This window comes from Bifidobacterium sp. LH_743 (assembly GCF_056355775.1).
The window spans coordinates 66547-84284 of sequence record NZ_JBKESZ010000007.1 but is presented as its reverse complement, the minus strand read 5'-3'; the positions used below and the strand labels follow the sequence as shown (position 1 = coordinate 84284).

General features: G+C 62.3%; 8 protein-coding genes. 6 read left to right on the top strand and 2 right to left on the bottom strand.

All coding sequences use genetic code 11. The features are described 5' to 3' along the window. Positions 1 to 45 precede the first annotated feature (45 nt). From AC1ATL_RS08580 to AC1ATL_RS08555, 6 genes are all read left to right on the top strand, one after another. Positions 46 to 6060 (top strand): Ig-like domain-containing protein, encoded by a 6015-nt coding sequence (locus tag AC1ATL_RS08580; protein WP_476569903.1) that lies wholly within the window; start codon positions 46 to 48, stop codon positions 6058 to 6060. 151 nt (positions 6061 to 6211) lie between these two features. Further along, positions 6212 to 7546, top strand: coding sequence for an AAA family ATPase (locus AC1ATL_RS08575; protein ID WP_476569918.1), 1335 nt, complete (start codon positions 6212 to 6214; stop codon positions 7544 to 7546). Between the two features lie 82 nt (positions 7547 to 7628). Continuing rightward, positions 7629 to 8849, top strand: coding sequence for a DUF58 domain-containing protein (locus AC1ATL_RS08570; RefSeq protein WP_476569902.1), 1221 nt, complete (start codon positions 7629 to 7631; stop codon positions 8847 to 8849). Between the two features lie 32 nt (positions 8850 to 8881). Then, on the top strand, positions 8882 to 11281 hold the full coding sequence (locus AC1ATL_RS08565; RefSeq protein ID WP_432623607.1) for a transglutaminase TgpA family protein: 2400 nt from the start codon (positions 8882 to 8884) through the stop codon (positions 11279 to 11281). After that, positions 11278 to 12138, top strand: a complete 861-nt coding sequence (locus tag AC1ATL_RS08560) for a PP2C family protein-serine/threonine phosphatase (protein WP_476569901.1) — start codon at positions 11278 to 11280, stop codon at positions 12136 to 12138. Before AC1ATL_RS08565 ends, AC1ATL_RS08560 begins: the two co-directional genes overlap by 4 nt. 58 nt (positions 12139 to 12196) lie before the next feature. After that, the gene (locus AC1ATL_RS08555; protein WP_476569917.1) at positions 12197 to 12814 is read left to right on the top strand and encodes a variant leucine-rich repeat-containing protein; all 618 of its coding nucleotides are present in this window, start codon (positions 12197 to 12199) and stop codon (positions 12812 to 12814) included. Between the two features lie 120 nt (positions 12815 to 12934). On the opposite strand, the gene AC1ATL_RS08550 is transcribed toward AC1ATL_RS08555, so the two are convergent. Continuing rightward, positions 12935 to 13507 (bottom strand): FHA domain-containing protein, encoded by a 573-nt coding sequence (locus AC1ATL_RS08550; protein WP_476569900.1) that lies wholly within the window; start codon positions 13505 to 13507, stop codon positions 12935 to 12937. Positions 13508 to 13691: 184 nt separating this feature from the next. Continuing rightward, entirely contained in the window at positions 13692 to 17705 is a 4014-nt protein-coding gene (locus tag AC1ATL_RS08545) for a DNA-directed RNA polymerase subunit beta' (RefSeq protein ID WP_432623574.1), read from the bottom strand. Between the last annotated feature and the right edge of the window lie 33 nt (positions 17706 to 17738).

Genomic DNA, 17738 nt, shown 5'->3' with positions numbered 1-17738 from the left:
GAACAGCCAAGCGGAACGCGAGCATAGCCGAGGAAGAGCCAGCATATGAGCAAGCATGGGAACGTCGAGAACCAGTCGTCGCAGTCGTACGAACGACGGCTGCGATTCGGATCAATGCTGCGCAGACTGCGTCCGTCCGGCGGACGCCAGTGGATCACACCAATCGTCATGCTGCTTCTGCTGCTCGGCATCGTCGCAGGAGCCGTCATCGTCAGCTCGGTGACGCAACGGCACGTGCAGCTCGACGACGGCACAGTGTGGATCACTTCGCTCAAGGACCGCAAGGCCGCCCGCTTCAACGTGAAAAACAGGGACGTCAACGCCGGCGTCGCCTCCACCACCGCACGGTTCGACGTGGCCCAGCATGACGGCGACACCGTGCTCTCCGAAGGCACGAAGGCCAGCAACATCGAAGCATCCACCGTCAGCGAGAGCGGCGGCACCACCATCAAATCCGATATCGAAACCGTCATCGGCGGTCACACCGCGGCATTCATCAATGCCAGGACCGGCAACGTGTGGGTGGGGCCGGCCGACGAGGTGAAGTCGATGAATCCCACCACCGACGTGCCGAAGATGAGACTGGGGTCGGGCGGCAGAATCGCGGTGACGCACGATGGTGTCGTGTACGGCTACCGTCCTTCTGATGGAACGGTGTTCAGCGTCGGCGGGCCGCGGGGCACGCTCGGCAAGGAAGGCACGATCAAGGGCGTGGACAACGCCGAATCGTTCACTGTGATCGGCGGAACGCCGGTCGTGGCCGACGGAGGCAGGATCTTCTGGCCGGAAGGCAGCGCGGACATCGGTTTGCGGGGCAAGACGACATTGCAGGCGCCTTCCACGGACGGCAGGCAGGACGGTTGGGTGGCCGCTTCGACGCCGCGCGGCATCGCCATGGTCGATCTGCGCAGCAGGAAGGCCGCGACGCTTCGCAATGGCGGCAAGGGCGAGGCCACACAGCCGGTGTCCACCAATGGCTGCGTGTTCGCGGCATGGGCCCAGAACGCCAACAACTACGTCAAGGTGTGCTCCGCCGGTGACGGTGGTGCGCGTTTCGAATCGCTCGAGGACGTCAACGCCACATCGCAGCTCGTGCTCCGCACTAACCATCGTCTGGTGGTGCTCAACGACGTGGTCAACGGCAATGTGTGGAATCCCCAGGAATCCACCAAAGTCATCAAAATCCAATGGAACAAGATAGAGACCAAGCAGTCGAAACAGCAGGAGCAGAACAACGACAGCGCCAACAACCAGCGCAACTTCAGCAAGAATTGTTCCTCGCAATCGGGCCAGATCAAGGCCGAGGACGATTCGTTCGGCGCGCGCGTGGGATCGGAGCAGATCCTGGACGTGCTGCGCAACGACGAGCAGACCGACTGCTCCGTGCTGCGTATCACCTCGGTGGGCGCCCCGGACGGCGCCAACATCACCGTCTCCCCCATATACGACGGCAGGTATCTGCAGCTCGACGCGTCGGCGGCCACCGCCGGCAACGTCTCCTTCAGCTATGAGATCTCCGACGGTCGTGGACAGACATCCAGCGCCACCGTGTCCCTCACGCTGGCCGACGACGATGACAAGGCGCCCGCGCAGACCGACACTCCTCCGGAAATCGATGTGGAGCAGGGAGCCACGTACACCACCAACGCCTTGGGCAGCTTCTCCGACCCTGATGGCGATCCGTTGACCCTGGTTTCGGCGACGCCGCAGAACACCGACCAGGTGACCGTGTCCACGCGGGCCGACGGCCAGCTGGTGTTCAACGCCGGCTCGATGTCTTCCGGCAGGGCGACCGTCGAAGTCCTGGTCTCAGACGGCCAGCAGACCTGCACCGGCATGCTGTATTTCTCGGTGAAGCCGGCGAACACAATGGCCGCGGTGATCGACCCAGTCGTCAAACAGACCACGCCCGACACCCGCACCACCATCGATCTCAAGCCATACGTGCACGGCACTTCCGTCGAACCCGCCCAGCTGATTTCGGTGGAGAATCCTTCCGGCGCGTCCGTCACCATGAACGCCGCCGACATGTCGATCATGTTCAGCGCGTCGAATCCCGGCACCTACTACGTGCCCTACACCATCACGCAGGGATCCATCCCGACGACCGGTCTGGCGCGCGTGGAGGTGCAGGCGGTGGCCGGCGACGCGGCCAAGCCGGTCGCGGCGAACGACGTGGCGCTGCTCGGCGCGGACAACACCGCGATTGTGGAGCCGCTGACCAATGACGTCGATCCGATGGGAGGCGTGCTGTCGGTCACCAACGTCGCCGCGGACGCGCAAAACGGCATCAAAACCGGCATCGTCAGCAACAAGCGCGTCTACATCACGGCACGGCAGGTGCCGACCAAGCCGGTGCGAATCAGGTACACCGTGGCCAACGCGGCCGGATCGTCGACCGGCGTCATCGTATTGCAGCCGCCGGCGCTGACCACGTCGAATTCGGCGCCGAAAGCGGAGAACATCACCGCTTCGGTACGCACCGACGGCGTCGTCTCCGTGGACGTCATCGACCATGTCACCTACTCCGACGGCACAACGGTGAGCCTGCAGAACGATCTGCAGTATGACAGGAGCACGTTCAGGGGACTGGTGTTCGTGTCCGGCGACACGGTGCGCTATCAGGCCACCGACCGGACCGGCTCCTTCCCCGTCACCTACACGGTGAAGGACAATCTCGGCAACGCGGCCTCCGCCACCATCACCATCAACGTGCATCGTAAGGACCCGTCGAACAAGGCCGCGCCAACCCCTTCCGACGTCGAGGCGCAGGTCGCGGCCGGACGGAAGGTGCGGATTCCGATCACCCTCACCGGCATCGACCCGGATGGCGATGACGTGCAGCTGCTTGGCTTGGGCAACAAGGCGCCGAAGCTCGGACGCATCACCGAAGTGGGCGCCACCTATCTCGTCTATGAGGCATACGCCGATTCCTCCGGCACCGACGCCTTCTCCTACGCCGTGGAGGATTGGACGGGACAGCGCGCCACCGCGCAGATCCGCGTGGGCGTGTTCAAATCCGGCAACGATTCCGGCGTGTACGCGCGCGACGACGAGATCACGCTGCGTCCGAACATCGCGGCCACCGTGCCGGTGTCGCAGAACGACATCTCCGGCGACAACACGGATCTGACGGTGTCCAGGGACGTCCAATCGCAAGGCATCGACGACGTCGAGGTCGTCGATAACATGCTGTCGTTCACCACACCGAGGCAGGACGGCACATACTACGTGGTCTACACCGTCAAGGACAAGGCCGGACTGTCCGATTCGGCCACCTTGACGGTGAACGTCGACGCCGACGCGCCCATCGACCCGCCGACCGCCTACGATTACCGTGTCCCCGCATCCGCCACCATCGACAGGAAATCGGTGGACGTGGACGTCTCGCAATGGATAGCCAACCCTTCAGGCACCGCCGACGAGCTTGAGGTGGGCGTCGACCCTTCCGCGGCCGACCATGCTCGCGTCAAGGGCGGAAAAGGCTCCACCACCATCACCGTGGATCTGACCGACGAGGTGCGGGCCGTGCCGTACACCGTCACCAACACGACGTACGGCATCACCTCCACCGCGTTCATACAGGTGCCCGCGTATGGCGTGTTCCCGCCGACCTTGCGTCCGAAGGCGCCCGTGCTGAAGGTGAACGCGCGCGAATCCATCACCATCAACATCGCCGACTACGTGCGCGTGGGCGCGGGCAAGACCGCATACGTGGACGGAGCCGATTCGGTGAGCGCCACGAAAGCGGCCGACGGCGACCTGTACGTCAACGATCAGACGCTGAAATTCACCGCGCCGAAGGACTACGCGGGCCCAGCCTCCATCACCTTCACCGCGGTGGACGGCAAACGAGGCAAGGACGACAAGGTGAAAATCGTCAATTCGGCCGTGCTCACGCTCCCCATCACCGTGATCGGACGCGAGGTGCCGCCGCCGACGTTCTCCTCCTCCACCGTCGACGTGGTGGCCGGCGAAAAAGCCACCACCATCGATCTGACGGCATTGACCCATGCGCCGTCCGGACTATACGAGGATGAGAGGCAGTACGCATACTCCGGCGGCGCGGATTCCGACAGCGTGGACGCCAAAGTGAGCTCCGCGGGCAAGCTGACCGTATCCGCCGAGAAGACGGCCGCACCCGGGACCACGCTGAACGTGCCCATCGCCATCAAATATTCGAAGGGAACCGTGAACGCCGGCGTGACCGTGCACGTCACCGCGTCCAACAGGCCGCTGGCCCGAATCGGCGAGAAGACCGTGAAGATCAAGGCTGGTTCCGGAGGCGAGGTGGATCTGCTGTCCGACGCGTACAATCCGTTCCCCGAAACCCCGCTGACCGTGACCGGATGCACGTCCGACGGCGCCTCGAAGCTGGCGGTGGACTGCCAACCAAACGGCAGGATATCCATCAAGGCGGCCTCCGACATCGGCGCGAGCACCAACAAGGTGGTCGTCACCGTGCGCGACGCCACCAGGACGAAGGAACGCGAAGTGACCGGCACCATCAGTGTCTCGGTGATGGACAGGCCGGACGCGCCCCTGCTGTCCCCCGTGTCCGGAAGCCCACAGGATGGCGCGGTGGACCTGAGCTGGACCGCCGGCTCGACGAACGGCAGTCCGATCACCGAATACCAGGTGACGTGGAACGGCGACGGTTCCGGGGAGAAATCCTGCGGGCAGAAGACCTCCTGCCTCATCGACGGGTTGAAAAACGGCAAGACCTATTCGTTCAAGGTGAAGGCCAGGAACGAGGTCGGATGGTCCAAGGAATCCAACGCTGTGGACGGAACGCCCGACAAGATTCCGACCGCGCCGACCAACGTGAAGGCCGAAGCGAACGGCAACACGATAACCGTCACCTGGAAGGCGCCGACCGGCGATTTCTCCGACATCGACAACTACGAAGTGACCTTGACCGGCAGGAACGCTCCCGCGAAGCAGCTGACGGACGCCACCCGAATCGACTTCGTCTTCGAGAACAACACGATCACGGACGGCGATTCATACACGGCGACGGTGAAAGCGCACAACAAGGTGAGTTGGAGCCAGCCATCCGAAGCCTCCGTCCCGGCCAAACCGTGGGGCAGGCCCGACGCTCCGACGGTTTCGGCGCAGCAGCAGGGAACGGACATCATAGTGACCGGACAGCTCGGGGACGCGCGTAACTCCGGATATGGCACTATCACCTTGGGATTCGCGGGGAAGACCAAAGACCTCCCCTATGGGAGGAACGATATCTATACGTACAGCTTCGCCATGGAGGATGGCTGGTACTACCGCGAGTACAAGCCGACCATCACCGTGCGGACGGACAAGTCCGGGAGCCTGTCCGCGGAAGGGGCTTCGCTGAAACCCAGTGTCAGACCCGGCACTCCGACCGATGTCACGCTGCGTCTTGACAAGAGCCAGACCGGCTGCGAGGCTTCCTGGAAGGACACTGGAAAATACAGCGGTTTCCTCGTCCAAGTGAACGGCGGTTCCGAACAGGACGTCGGCAGGGACAATCACTTCTCATACGGCATCAGTCCCTGGCAAAGCTGCGGAAAGATTCAAGTCCGCCAATATTTCCAAGACCACGATCACGTCGGTGAACCCGCGACCGGATCCGATGGCACCGTAGGCAACAAAAAGGCGGCCGAAATCACATCCATGCCGAATCTCTGGTGGGACGACAATGAAAAGAACACCCTGCATTACAGCGGGCTTGCGGTCAACGCGTACGGACAACCGTACAAGGCGACGCTCACCATCACACCCAAAGACAAAAAAGGACGTTCCTATGAGATCGGCTCCCCGCCGAACGTCATCCATGTCGACGACAAGCTGGATGTCGCCGATTCCTATTCATGGAAAATCAGCATCACATCCACGGCAGGGGAACCGAAACTGAATTCCGACTCCGATGAGCGGCAGGGCATCAACGGAACCAGAAAAACCGACCCTCCGGCATCAACGGGCGAGGACAACGCCGGAACGCAATCCCTGAACACACAGGCGGCATGGCGCGGCTCCGAACCCGTATGGTCCAAGGGCCTCGCGTACTACGCGGGACGCTGAGTCCAACAATCGCAACAATCCGCAAATCACAGCAACCAAGCATTCACATACGCAGCACAACAACAAGGAGCACCCCATGAGCGACGAATTCGACGACACCACCCAGCTGGGTTCCATCGGGCACAATCCGCGAGTCCCCTCCCAACCCTCCATGCCGACGCGGCAACCGCAACAACGAACGACGTTCCCCACCCCCAGCCTGCCACGCATTCCACAGGATGACGAAGACCCGGAAAGCACCATACTGAGCGCGCACAACGCCCAAAACCCGATCGCCGCAGAACCTGTGACGCCATCTGCGAACGATGCGCGCCGGCAGTTCACGCCGGCCGTGCCATCCAGGCAAGCCACACGACAGACCCCCATTTCTTCCATCTCCCCGACCTCCCCGGTCTTTCCCGCCGATCAGACGGTTCCGACGCGGCCGACGGTTCCAACCACTCCACGCCAGCAGCCACCACGCCAAACCGGAAACTCACCGCTCAGAGGAAAACCATCCATCAGCACGGCCATGATGCCCACACCAAACGAGGACATCGCCGAATTCCATGAGAAGTTCTCCAGACTCGTCGGCAACGTCTCCCAGGTCGTGGTCGGCAAGGAGAAGCCGATCCGCCAATGCGCCACCGCCATGGTGGTCGGAGGCCACATCCTGCTCGAAGACAACCCGGGAACCGGCAAAACCCAGCTGGCCCGAGGCCTCGCCAACTCCATCGCCATACCCTTCAAACGCATCCAATTCACCCCGGACCTGCTCCCGTCCGACGTGGTCGGCGTCACCTTCTACGACCAGAAGACAGGCGAATTCGAATACCGCGAAGGACCGATCTTCGCGTCCATCGTGCTCGCCGACGAAATCAACCGCGCCTCGCCGAAAACCCAGTCCGCACTGCTCGAAGTCATGGAGGAGCAGAAAGTCACCGTCGACGGCGTCACCCATGAAACACCCCAGCCGTTCATGGTCATCGCCACCCAGAACCCGATCGAGCAACTCGGCACCTACAAGCTTCCGGAAGCGCAGATGGACCGTTTCCTCATCAAAACCACCATCGGCTATCCAAGCCATGACGTGAGCGTCGACATCCTGAGACAGGTCAACGTCACCGACCGCGCCTCCACCGTATCCCCGGTGCTCAGCGGCGACGACGTACTGCGCATGCGCGAGATCAGCAAAAACGTGCATCTCGACGACACCATCCTCGAATACATCGTGCGATTGGTGGAAAGCACCCGGCACAACGAACGCATCCAAGTCGGATCCTCCATGCGAGGCGCGCTCGCGCTGACCCGCTGCGCACGCGTATGGGCCGCCTCCGACAACCGCGGCTACGTGGTGCCGGACGACGTCAAAGACCTCGCCGTGCCCGTCCTGGCACACCGCATCACCCTCACCGCCGAAGCCACCTTCGCGGGAACGACACCCGAGCAGATGATCGAGCAGACCCTTGAGGAAGTCCCCGCCCCGACGCTGGGCGCAAACATCTGAATCCAGCCATCCTATGGCCGAAACCGGCCGTTCCTCAGCCGAAACCCGGCATACGCTCCCACACAACCTGAAAGGTCAAGGAATGCGGCAATCGCAGACAATGCAACGCAGACGAACCCCCAAACGGTCGCTGCACCGCATCATGCATCGCATCAAACGGCTGGCCACCTCATACGTCTCCCCGCTCGGATGGGCCGTGATGGCGCTCGCCATCGCCTCGCTCGTGGCATTCGGCCTTCTCGGATGGCACGAACTGCTGGCCATGGCCGCGGTGTTCACCACCATGCTGGCCGCCGCGGTCATCCTCTCGCTCGGCAACACATCGTTCAAGGCGACCATCGACGTGTCCGAAAAACGAGTCACCGTATCGGACACCGTGCGGGTCGAAGTCCACGTGGACAATCCGGGACGCACCCCCACAGCCTCGGCGCGCGGCGACCTGCCCATCGGAGATGACCACGAACGGTTCGCCATCCCACCACTTTCCGCCGGCCAATCGCGTCAGACGAACGTGGAATTCACCGCCATCTCCCGCGCCGTACTACCCATCGGCCCCCTGTCGATCCGCAAAGGCGACCCGTTCGGACTGATCCGTCACGAAAAGAAACTCGTCGACCAGATCAACGTGTTCATCCATCCGCAGACCATCATGCTCAACACCCTGAACGCCGGCATCCCACGCGACCTGGAAGGACAGCCGAGCGGCGAAATCGTGGACGACGACCTCGACTTCTACGGACTGCGCGAATACGAGCCCGGCGACGACGTGCGCAACGTGCACTGGCTCAGCTCCGCGAAAACCGGCTCGCTGATGATCCGCCAATACGAAGCCACACGCCGCACCGACACCGCCCTGACCATCAGCGTCAATCCGGACGATTACACGGACGCCCGGGAATTCGAATTGGCCGTGTCCATCCACGCCTCCATCGGCGTGCGATGCCTGCAACAGCACCGTCCCGTAAGCACACAGGCCGGAACCGAGCATGCCAAGCCGCGCAACACCACGGAATTCCTCGACGGATGCAGCGCCATCGAACCGAACCCCGACGACAATCCCAACCTCGCCCAGGAAACGCTTGCGAACGCCCCGGACTCGACCTTCTACTTCTTCACCGTCGGCCGGAACAAGGACATCGACTCCATCAAACGCATGGCGCTCGCACTGCCCCGTTCCGCGACCTGCGTGGTGCTGCAGGCCGCGACCGACCAGCCCCGCGCCATCAAACGCTATTCCGACTTCACCCTGGCAACCGTGGGAGACCTCAACGACCTCCCCCTGATCATGGAGGTGCTGGCATGAGCACCACCAATCCAACGAAAAACGTCAATCCGATGGAATCCGCATACGCCACGAACCTCACCGAAACCGGAACCACCACCGGATCGTGGGCCGATTCCACGCATTCGGTCATCTGGATGTCCCGCAACGGCAAATCACAGACACCGACGAATTCCAACCACCCCCGCGCGGCGCAATACGCAGGACTGCTCGTATCCTCACTCCTCACGCTCGCCACGGCCAGCAACCTCATCGACGTGTACGGATCGGCCCAGGCATGGGCGGTCGCGGCGGTTCCCGCCACCCTCATCGGCTCGCTCATCGCGCTCGCCGGACTCGTTCCCACGTTGCGCCTGTGGTGGCAGATGCTGTTCATGGCCTTGGCCCAGCTGGTGGTCGGCCCCGTCATCTTCCTGAACGACACCACCGTCGCCCATGTCGTTCCGACGTTACGCACGCTGACCCGAGGCTGGATGCAGATGCTCGGCTCGTTCAAATATCTGTTGTCCATCGATCCGCCGACCGGCACGGGTGATGGCTCGCTGCTGGCAGTATGGACGATCTGCCTGTGGGCCGCGCTGCTCACCGGTATTTTCGCGGTGGCGGAGGATGGACGATTCACCATGATCGCCATCATTCCCGTCGTCGCGAATCTTGTGATCTGCGCATTGCTGGGTTCCTCGACCGGCTTCCATCGCATCGTGGTCGGCACGTTCACTGCGATCGCGTTGGTTGTCTGGATCAGCGCGCGTTGGAAATTGCTGGAATTGGGCCGCTGGACCAGCTCCGTCATCATCATGCTGCTGTCGGCCGCGCTGGCGATCGGCGGATGCCTGGCGATCGGACAGGACCGCACCATCCTGCGCGACCGCTATGAGCCCCCGTTGAGCCCATACGATTACATCAGCCCGTTGAGCGGCATGCGCTCGTACATCAAGAACCACAAGGACGACGTGCTGCTGACCGTACGGAATCTGCCGGCCGGCTCGTCGGTGCGTCTGGCGGTCATGGACCGGTTCGACGGCAATGTGTGGAATCTGTCCGAATCCACCATGGCCACGGATTCCTCCAATTACCGTCGTGTCGGCGATTCGATCAAGAACACCGTCAAAGGCAAGCGGTTCACCGCTCGATTCACCATCGACGATGGCTTGAACGATTATTGGCTGCCGTTGTCCGGCGCGGCTTCCAGCGTGAAATTCGCCGAATCATCGGACGCGGATTCGTTCTATTACAACACCGACACCATGTCGGCGATCTATCCTTCACGCACATCCGAAGGCCTGACCTACACGGAGACCGGCATCATGCCGAACGTGCCAACGGACAAGGAAATCGCCAAAGCGGATGCCTCCTCCATCAGCCAACCCAAGGCCGATGACGTGCCCGACTGCGTGGACAAGCTCGCCGCCGCGATCGCGGGCGGCCAATCCAAGGGTGGAGAAACGGCACAGGCCCTCGCCGACAAGCTCAAGGAGACCGGCTGGTTCTCGCACGGATTGGCCGGCGATTACCCGTCCAACGCCGGCCACGGCAATTACCGCATCAACCAGCTGCTCGCCGGCAACGCCATGGTCGGGGACAGCGAGCAGTATGCTTCCGCGATGGCGCTCATGGCCCGCAGCCTCGGCCTGCCAAGCCGCGTGGTGCTCGGCTTCCTGCCGAAGAACGATGAGGGCGATATCAGCAGCGACCGCACCGAGAAGCAAGGCAGGTCCACCGTCACGAAATTCACCGGCAACGACATGACGGCATGGGTCGAGGTCAAGTTGGACGGCTATGGCTGGGTGGCGTTCTATCCGACTCCGAAGGAAACGAAGATACCCGACGAGAATCAGAATCTGACCCCGCCGAATCCGCGAACCCTGGTGCGTCAGCCTCCGGTGCCGCTCACCGATCCGCTGCGAGACGACAACCAGGCCAAAGGCAAATCGTCAATCGGCGGAAGCATGGCCGACGAGACGTCGACGAACCTGTTCTGGCAGCGTTTCGGCAGAATCGCCAAAAAGGTCGCCGTCTACGGCAGTCCCGCCTGGACCGTGCTCATCGTATGCGGACTGCTGCTCGGCATCAAGGCGATCGTCTTGGCGAGGGCGCGTAGACACGGCAGCGCGTCGCAACGCGTCGCCGCGGGATGGCAGGCCATCGCGGCCCTCGCCCGGCAAAGCGGTCTTGACGTCCATGGCACACGGAACGAGCAGGCGGCATCCATCTCCAAGCAGATGGGCATCGATGCCGAAACACTGCTCGCTTTGGGCAGGCAGGCCGATTACGCGGCGTTCTCCGGGGACGAGGTCTCGCAAAACCAGGTGGAACGGTATTGGCACGACGTCATCGAAGAGCGCGAATTCATGCTCGATTCGCTGCCGATGCTCCGCAGATGCCGCACGAGACTTTCCCTCGCGGGCGTGTTCCACTTCCGTCGGATTGGGAAGAAAGGACGAAGGCTATGAGTCTCGAACGCATTGAAGCCGGTCTGAGCAGCGATATCGGATTACGCAGGAAAGACAATCAGGACAGCGCTTTCATCGGACGCGGCGTGTATGTGGTATGCGACGGCATGGGTGGCGGCAAGGGCGGCAAACGTGCGAGCTCCGCCGTCATCGAACGATTCGCGCGGCTTGCCGACCAGCCGACACGTGATCTCGACATGCTCGACAACACGTTGCTTCTCGCCCAACAGGACGTGCTGCGGCTGGGTGAGGAGCTCGGAGGCATAGCCGGCACCACCATCAGCGGCGTGCTGCTGCCGACACGCGTCGAGGACGGAGCCGGCTCCCCCGACGAGCGTTGCTACATCGTCAACGTGGGAGATTCGCGCACCTATCATATGCGTGCCGACGCAAGCGGCGACTGGATGGCGGATTCGCTGACCTGCATCACGCGCGATCATTCGGAACGGCAAAGCATCATCGATTCGGGTGAGATGACGCCCGACGAGGCGAGCCGCCGCATTCCGCGCAACATCATCACGCAGTGCGTCGGCGTTCCCGCGGGCATCCAACCGGATTGGTATGCGGCGTGCGCCGACGGCCGGTTCATCATCTGCTCAGACGGATTGCACGCGCAGATCAGCCGCGAACGGCTTGCCGGCCTCGCGGCCGCATACGCCGATCCGCAGATGGCTGCGAACATGCTGGTACGTGCCGCGTTGGATGCCGGCGGCTATGACAACATCACCGTCATCGTGGTGGATCTCCATGCCGACTCCCCTTCCGGAAGCGATTGGACCGTCAGCAAGATCGGCGATGATGAGGACCTCTACGACGTGTTGGATGGAACGCTACAGACGTTGCGGACTATTCAATAGAGTCAATAGGGATCGTTCAATAAGATTGGATATCAGGCCACGGAACAAGGAGAATATGATGGTCGATTTCGACACCGCGGTGGCGGCCGTGCAGGATCCGAACGCGGATTCCGTACTTCTGGCCAAGATCGCTTACGAGAATCCGGAATTCGGCGCGAACGTCGTCGCCAATCCGCGCGCATACCCGGGTTTGAAACGTTGGATCGCCGAATTCGGCGACGACCGCGCCCGTCAACAGCTTGCGGCGATGGGGTGGCCGGTCCCGCAGGAAGGCGTCCAGCCGCGGGAAGAAAACGCTTCCGTCGATTGGCAGCCCGTCGAGCAGCAGCCGCACATGCGGAATGCTGATCTCTCGGCCAATGATGTTTCGACCGAATACATCGACCCGTATACGAATCCCGAGAACCTGTCGGAAGTGGCCGACTATTCCTCCTCCCTGCAACAGAACGAGCAGCAGCGCGCCATGCCACAGGAAGCTCCGGCCGAGCCGGCCGAAATCACCGCGGAGCTTGCCATGACCACCACGGACCAGATGCTGATGGCGCGTATCGCCAGCGAAGTGCCGGAACTGCGCCCGTGCCTCGCCCGCAATCCGAACATCTATCCGGAACTGCTCACCTGGCTTGGACAGCTGAACGATTCGGCCATCAACGCGGCCATCCGTCTGCGCCAGTAGTGTTCCGCCGTTCCCGTTCCGTCGGACACCAATCACTGAATCCGAACCAACGGATACGAATGCGGGGTTGCCGCGGGTTTTTCCGCAGCAACCCCTTTTTCCCATCGCACGCGGACGCGCCTACCGTTCGGAGAATGCGAAGAACTGGTCTCCGATGCGCACCGTGCACGGCGCATCCAATTCCATAGGCTGACTCTCCACCTTGGTTTCGACGTCGTCGCGGATGATGTACGTGCCGTTGAGCGACCCGTAGTCCTCGATCCACAGCGTGCCGTTCCGATCAAAGCTGATCGCCGCGTGATTGCGGGAAATGGTCCGCGTCGGATCGTCCAATTTGACCGCCTTGGCACCTTCCGGCACGTTCATGGAAGGCTTGCGTCCCAACAGCACGCTCCTGTCCACGACCACCCGCTGTCCGGTCTGCTCGTTATCCAGCACGTACTCATGCTTGGGCTGCTTCATGGTGAATGCGGCGGACAGTACCGTGCCGTCCCAATCCATATCCTCATCGTCATTTCGCGCCACAAGCGCGTCCTGCAACGCCGGCATTTCCAGCACGACGGACTGAGGCCGCACTATGGCGGTGGAATCTTCCGCGCCGGAGGATGGCACGGATGCGGGCTGAGGCATCACCGTGACGTCATCGTCATACCACCCCGGTTCGGGTGGCGGTGGATAAGGCAGAAAGCTCATATCCCTATTGTAGGGATATGCGTGATTTTCACGGCGTTATATCCACCCTGCAATACAGCTAGGGAGCCTGCGATTCCGCATGTTTCCGCAACAAATATGGCGAGGGGCGGAGCCGACCAGTAACGGTCGATTCCGCCCCTCGCCATGTAGGACGATTCGTCTTTCGACTATCGCACGATCAGCGTCACAGGGTGTCACCCAGATCCATCTGACCGCCGTTGTCGTTCAGGAAGTCATCCGGATTGAAGTCGTCGCCGAGCTTCAGATCGCCGAAGTCGATGTTGGAGAAGTCCACATCGGACAGATCGGCATCGCCGAAGGAGGTGTCGGCGCCTTCCCCACCCAGACCGAAGTTCGGGTAGATGGTGTCGCGGATGGCCTTGTCGGGCTCCACCGTGGCGTTGCGGTAACGGGCGAGGCCGGTACCTGCCGGGATGAGCTTACCGATGATGACGTTCTCCTTGAGGCCCTTCAGGTCATCGACCTTCTGGTTCAGGGCGGCTTCGGTGAGCACGCGGGTGGTCTCCTGGAAGGATGCGGCGGACAGCCAGGAATCGGTGGCCAGGGAGGCCTTGGTGATGCCCAGCAGCTCCGGACGGCCGGCGGCGGGCTTGCCGCCGTTCTTCACGGCCTCCATGTTGGCGGCCTTGAAGCGTGCCTGATCCACGAGCTCGCCCGGAAGCAGGGCGGTGTCACCGGAGTCGATCACGGTGATACGACGCAGCATCTGGTGCACGATGACCTCGATGTGCTTGTCGTGGATGTCCACGCCCTGGGAGCGGTACACGGTGTGCACGCCTTCCACGATGTTCACCTGTGCGGCGCGCGGGCCGAGGATACGCAGGATCTTCTTCGGATCGACGGAGCCTTCGGTCAGCTGGGTGCCGGCTTCGACGTGCTCGCCATCCTTGACGAGCATCGGAGCACGACGGGTCACCGTGTAGACGATCGGCTCGATGGAGCTGTCGTCCGGCTTCAGGGTCACCTGGCGGCCACGCTCGGTGTCCTCCACCTTGACCACGCCCGGGAATTCGGTGATCTGGGCCTCGCCCTTCGGGGTACGGGCTTCGAAAAGCTCGGTGACACGAGGAAGACCCTGGGTGATATCGGAAGCCGAGGCAACGCCACCGGAGTGGAAGGAACGCAGCGTCAGCTGGGTACCAGGCTCACCGATGGACTGCGCGGCCACGATACCGACGGCCTCGCCGACGTCCACCAGCTTGTTGGTGGCCAGGGACCAGCCGTAGCACTTGGCGCACACGCCACGCTTGGATTCGCAGGTCAGCACGGAACGGGCCTTGACCTCTTCCACGCCGTGGGCGACAAGGTCGTTGAGCACGTCCATGGACAGGGCGTCGCCGGCCTTGTACAGCACGGTCTCACCGTCGGCCGGATCGATGACATCGGAGGCGAGCAGACGGGAGTACGGACCACCGTCGGCGGCCTTGACCAGATGCAGGTTGCCGTCGGCATCGCGTTCGCCGACCTTCATGACCAGACCACGCTTGGTGCCGCAGTCCTCCTCACGCACGATCACGTCCTGGGAGACGTCCACCAGACGACGGGTCAGGTAACCAGACTCTGCGGTACGCAGTGCGGTATCGGCCAGACCCTTACGGGCGCCGTGCTGGGAGATGAAGTATTCCAGCACGGACAGGCCCTTACGGTAGTTGGACTTGACCGGTCGAGGAATGATCTCGCCCTTCGGGTTTGCCACCAGGCCTCGCATGCCTGCGATCTGGTTGATCTGCATCATGTTTCCTCGTGCACCGGACTGCACGATGATGGCCAGGTTATTCTTGGAGTCGAAGTGCTTCTCGACGGCCTCGGAGACCTCGCTGGTGCACTTGGTCCAGAGGTCCACCAGCTCCTGACGGCGTTCCTCTTCGGTAAGCATACCGATTTCGTAGTTCTCGTTGACCTTGTCGGCTTCGCCTTCGTACTTCTCGATGTAATCGTCGAGTTCCGGCGGCTGAATAACGTCGGAGAATGCGAAGGACACACCGGACCACGGTGCACGGGTGAAGCCCAGATCCTTCAGCGCGTCCAGCGTGGCTGCCACCTGCGCGGTGGAGTAACGGGTCGCGATGTCGTCAACGATCTTGCTCAGACGCTTCTTCGGCGCCTGCTCGTTGACGAACGGGTAGTCGACCGGCAGCGTGCCGTTGAACAGGATGCGACCGTAGGAGGTGGCGAACAGGATGGAGCCGTCATGGAAACGCTCCTCCTTGACCACGTCCGGGCTGCCCGGTTCCGGATCGACGACCTTGACCTCGCCCGGCTCCCAATCCTTCGGCAGGACGAAGTCCTTCGGCAGACGGATGAGCACCTTGGCCTGCATGTCGATCTCATGCTTGTCGAGAGCCATTTCGGCCTCTTCCAGCGAGGAGAACACGCGGCCCTGTCCCTTGGCTCCGTCGATGACGGTGGTCAGGTAGTACAGACCGAGGATCATGTCCTGGGACGGCATGGTCACGGTGTGGCCGTCAGCCGGCTTCAGGATGTTGTCGGAAGCCATCATCAGGGAACGGGCTTCGGCCTGGGCTTCGGCGGACAGCGGCAGGTGGACTGCCATCTGATCGCCATCGAAGTCGGCGTTGAATGCGGCGCAGGCAAGCGGCGGCAGGTGGATGGCCTTGCCTTCCACCAGAATCGGCTCGAAGGCCTGGATGCCCAGACGGTGCAGCGTAGGCGCACGGTTCAGAAGCACCGGATGCTCGGAGATGACCTCTTCAAGCACGCCCCACACTTCGGAATCGGCACGGTCCACGAGGCGCTTGGCGCTCTTCATGTTCTGTGCGAAGCCCTGGTCCACGAGACGCTTGATGACGAACGGCTTAAACAGCTCGAGCGCCATCGGCTTCGGCAGACCGCACTGGTGCATGCGCAGGGACGGACCGACCACGATCACGGAACGGCCGGAGTAATCCACTCGCTTACCAAGCAGGTTCTGACGGAAACGACCCTGCTTGCCCTTGAGCATGTCGCTCAGGGACTTCAGCGGACGGTTGGATGCGCCGGTGACCGGACGACCACGACGACCGTTGTCGAACAGGGAGTCGACGGCTTCCTGGAGCATGCGCTTCTCGTTGTTGAGCATGATCTCCGGGGCGCCCAGCTCGATGAGTCGCTTCAGACGGTTGTTACGGTTGATCACACGACGGTAGAGGTCGTTGAGATCGGAGGTGGCGAAACGGCCACCGTCGAGCTGCACCATCGGGCGCAGGTCCGGCGGGATGACCGGAATCACGTCGAGCACCATGGCCTCCGGCTTGTTGCCGGTGGTCAGGAACGCGTTGACGACCTTCAGACGCTTCAGGGCGCGGGCCTTGCGCTGGCCGGTGCCGGTGTCGATTTCCTCGCGCAGCTGCTTGGCCGCGGCCTCGAGGTCGAAGTCCTGCAGACGCTTCTTGATGGCTTCGGCGCCCATGCAGCCTTCGAAGTAATCGCCGTAGCGATCCTCCATCTCACGCCACAGGTCGACGTCGCCTTCCATGTCGCCCGGCTTCAGGTTCTTGAAGCGGTCGAACACGGCGCTCAGACGCTGGATCTGCTCGTCGTAACGGGTACGGATGGCGGCCATCTCGCGCTCGGCGCTGTTGCGCAGCTTGGCGCGGGCGGAACCCTTGGCCTCTCCTTCGGCCTCGAGCTCGGCCAGATCGGCTTCGACCTTCTTGGCGCGATCCTCGATTTCGGCATTGCGGCGCTTCTCGAGGTTGGCGATTTCGTTGTCGAACTCCTGCTGCAGATCCGGCAGGTCCTGGTGACGCTGTTCCTCGTCCACCTTGGTGACCATGTAGGCCGCGAAGTAGATGACCTTCTCCAGATCCTTCGGAGCGATGTCCAGCAGGTAGCCCAGACGGGAAGGCACACCCTTGAAGAACCAGATGTGGGTCACCGGAGCGGCGAGCTCGATGTGGCCCATGCGCTCACGACGCACACGGCTCTTGGTGACTTCCACACCGCAGCGTTCGCAGACGATGCCCTTGAAACGCACGCGCTTGTACTTGCCGCAGGCGCATTCCCAATCGCGGGTAGGTCCGAAGATCTGCTCGCCGAACAGGCCATCTTTCTCCGGCTTCAGGGTACGGTAGTTGATGGTCTCCGGCTTCTTGACCTCGCCATAGCTCCAGTTACGGATGTCGTCGGCGGTGGCCAGTCCGATCCTCAGTTTGTCAAATTCGTTGACGTCCAGCACTCTATTGTCCTGTCTATCGATTCTTAATGCTTA

Bases quoted from the DNA above. Each gene is read 5' to 3' on its own strand.
- AC1ATL_RS08580 (WP_476569903.1), top strand. From the start codon at position 46: ATGAGCAAGCATGGGAACGTCGAGAACCAGTCGTCGCAGTCGTACGAA.
- AC1ATL_RS08575 (WP_476569918.1), top strand. From the start codon at position 6,212: ATGCCGACGCGGCAACCGCAACAACGAACGACGTTCCCCACCCCCAGC.
- AC1ATL_RS08570 (WP_476569902.1), top strand. From the start codon at position 7,629: ATGCGGCAATCGCAGACAATGCAACGCAGACGAACCCCCAAACGGTCG.
- AC1ATL_RS08565 (WP_432623607.1), top strand. From the start codon at position 8,882: ATGGAATCCGCATACGCCACGAACCTCACCGAAACCGGAACCACCACC.
- AC1ATL_RS08560 (WP_476569901.1), top strand. From the start codon at position 11,278: ATGAGTCTCGAACGCATTGAAGCCGGTCTGAGCAGCGATATCGGATTA.
- AC1ATL_RS08555 (WP_476569917.1), top strand. From the start codon at position 12,197: ATGGTCGATTTCGACACCGCGGTGGCGGCCGTGCAGGATCCGAACGCG.
- AC1ATL_RS08550 (WP_476569900.1), bottom strand. From the start codon at position 13,507: ATGAGCTTTCTGCCTTATCCACCGCCACCCGAACCGGGGTGGTATGAC.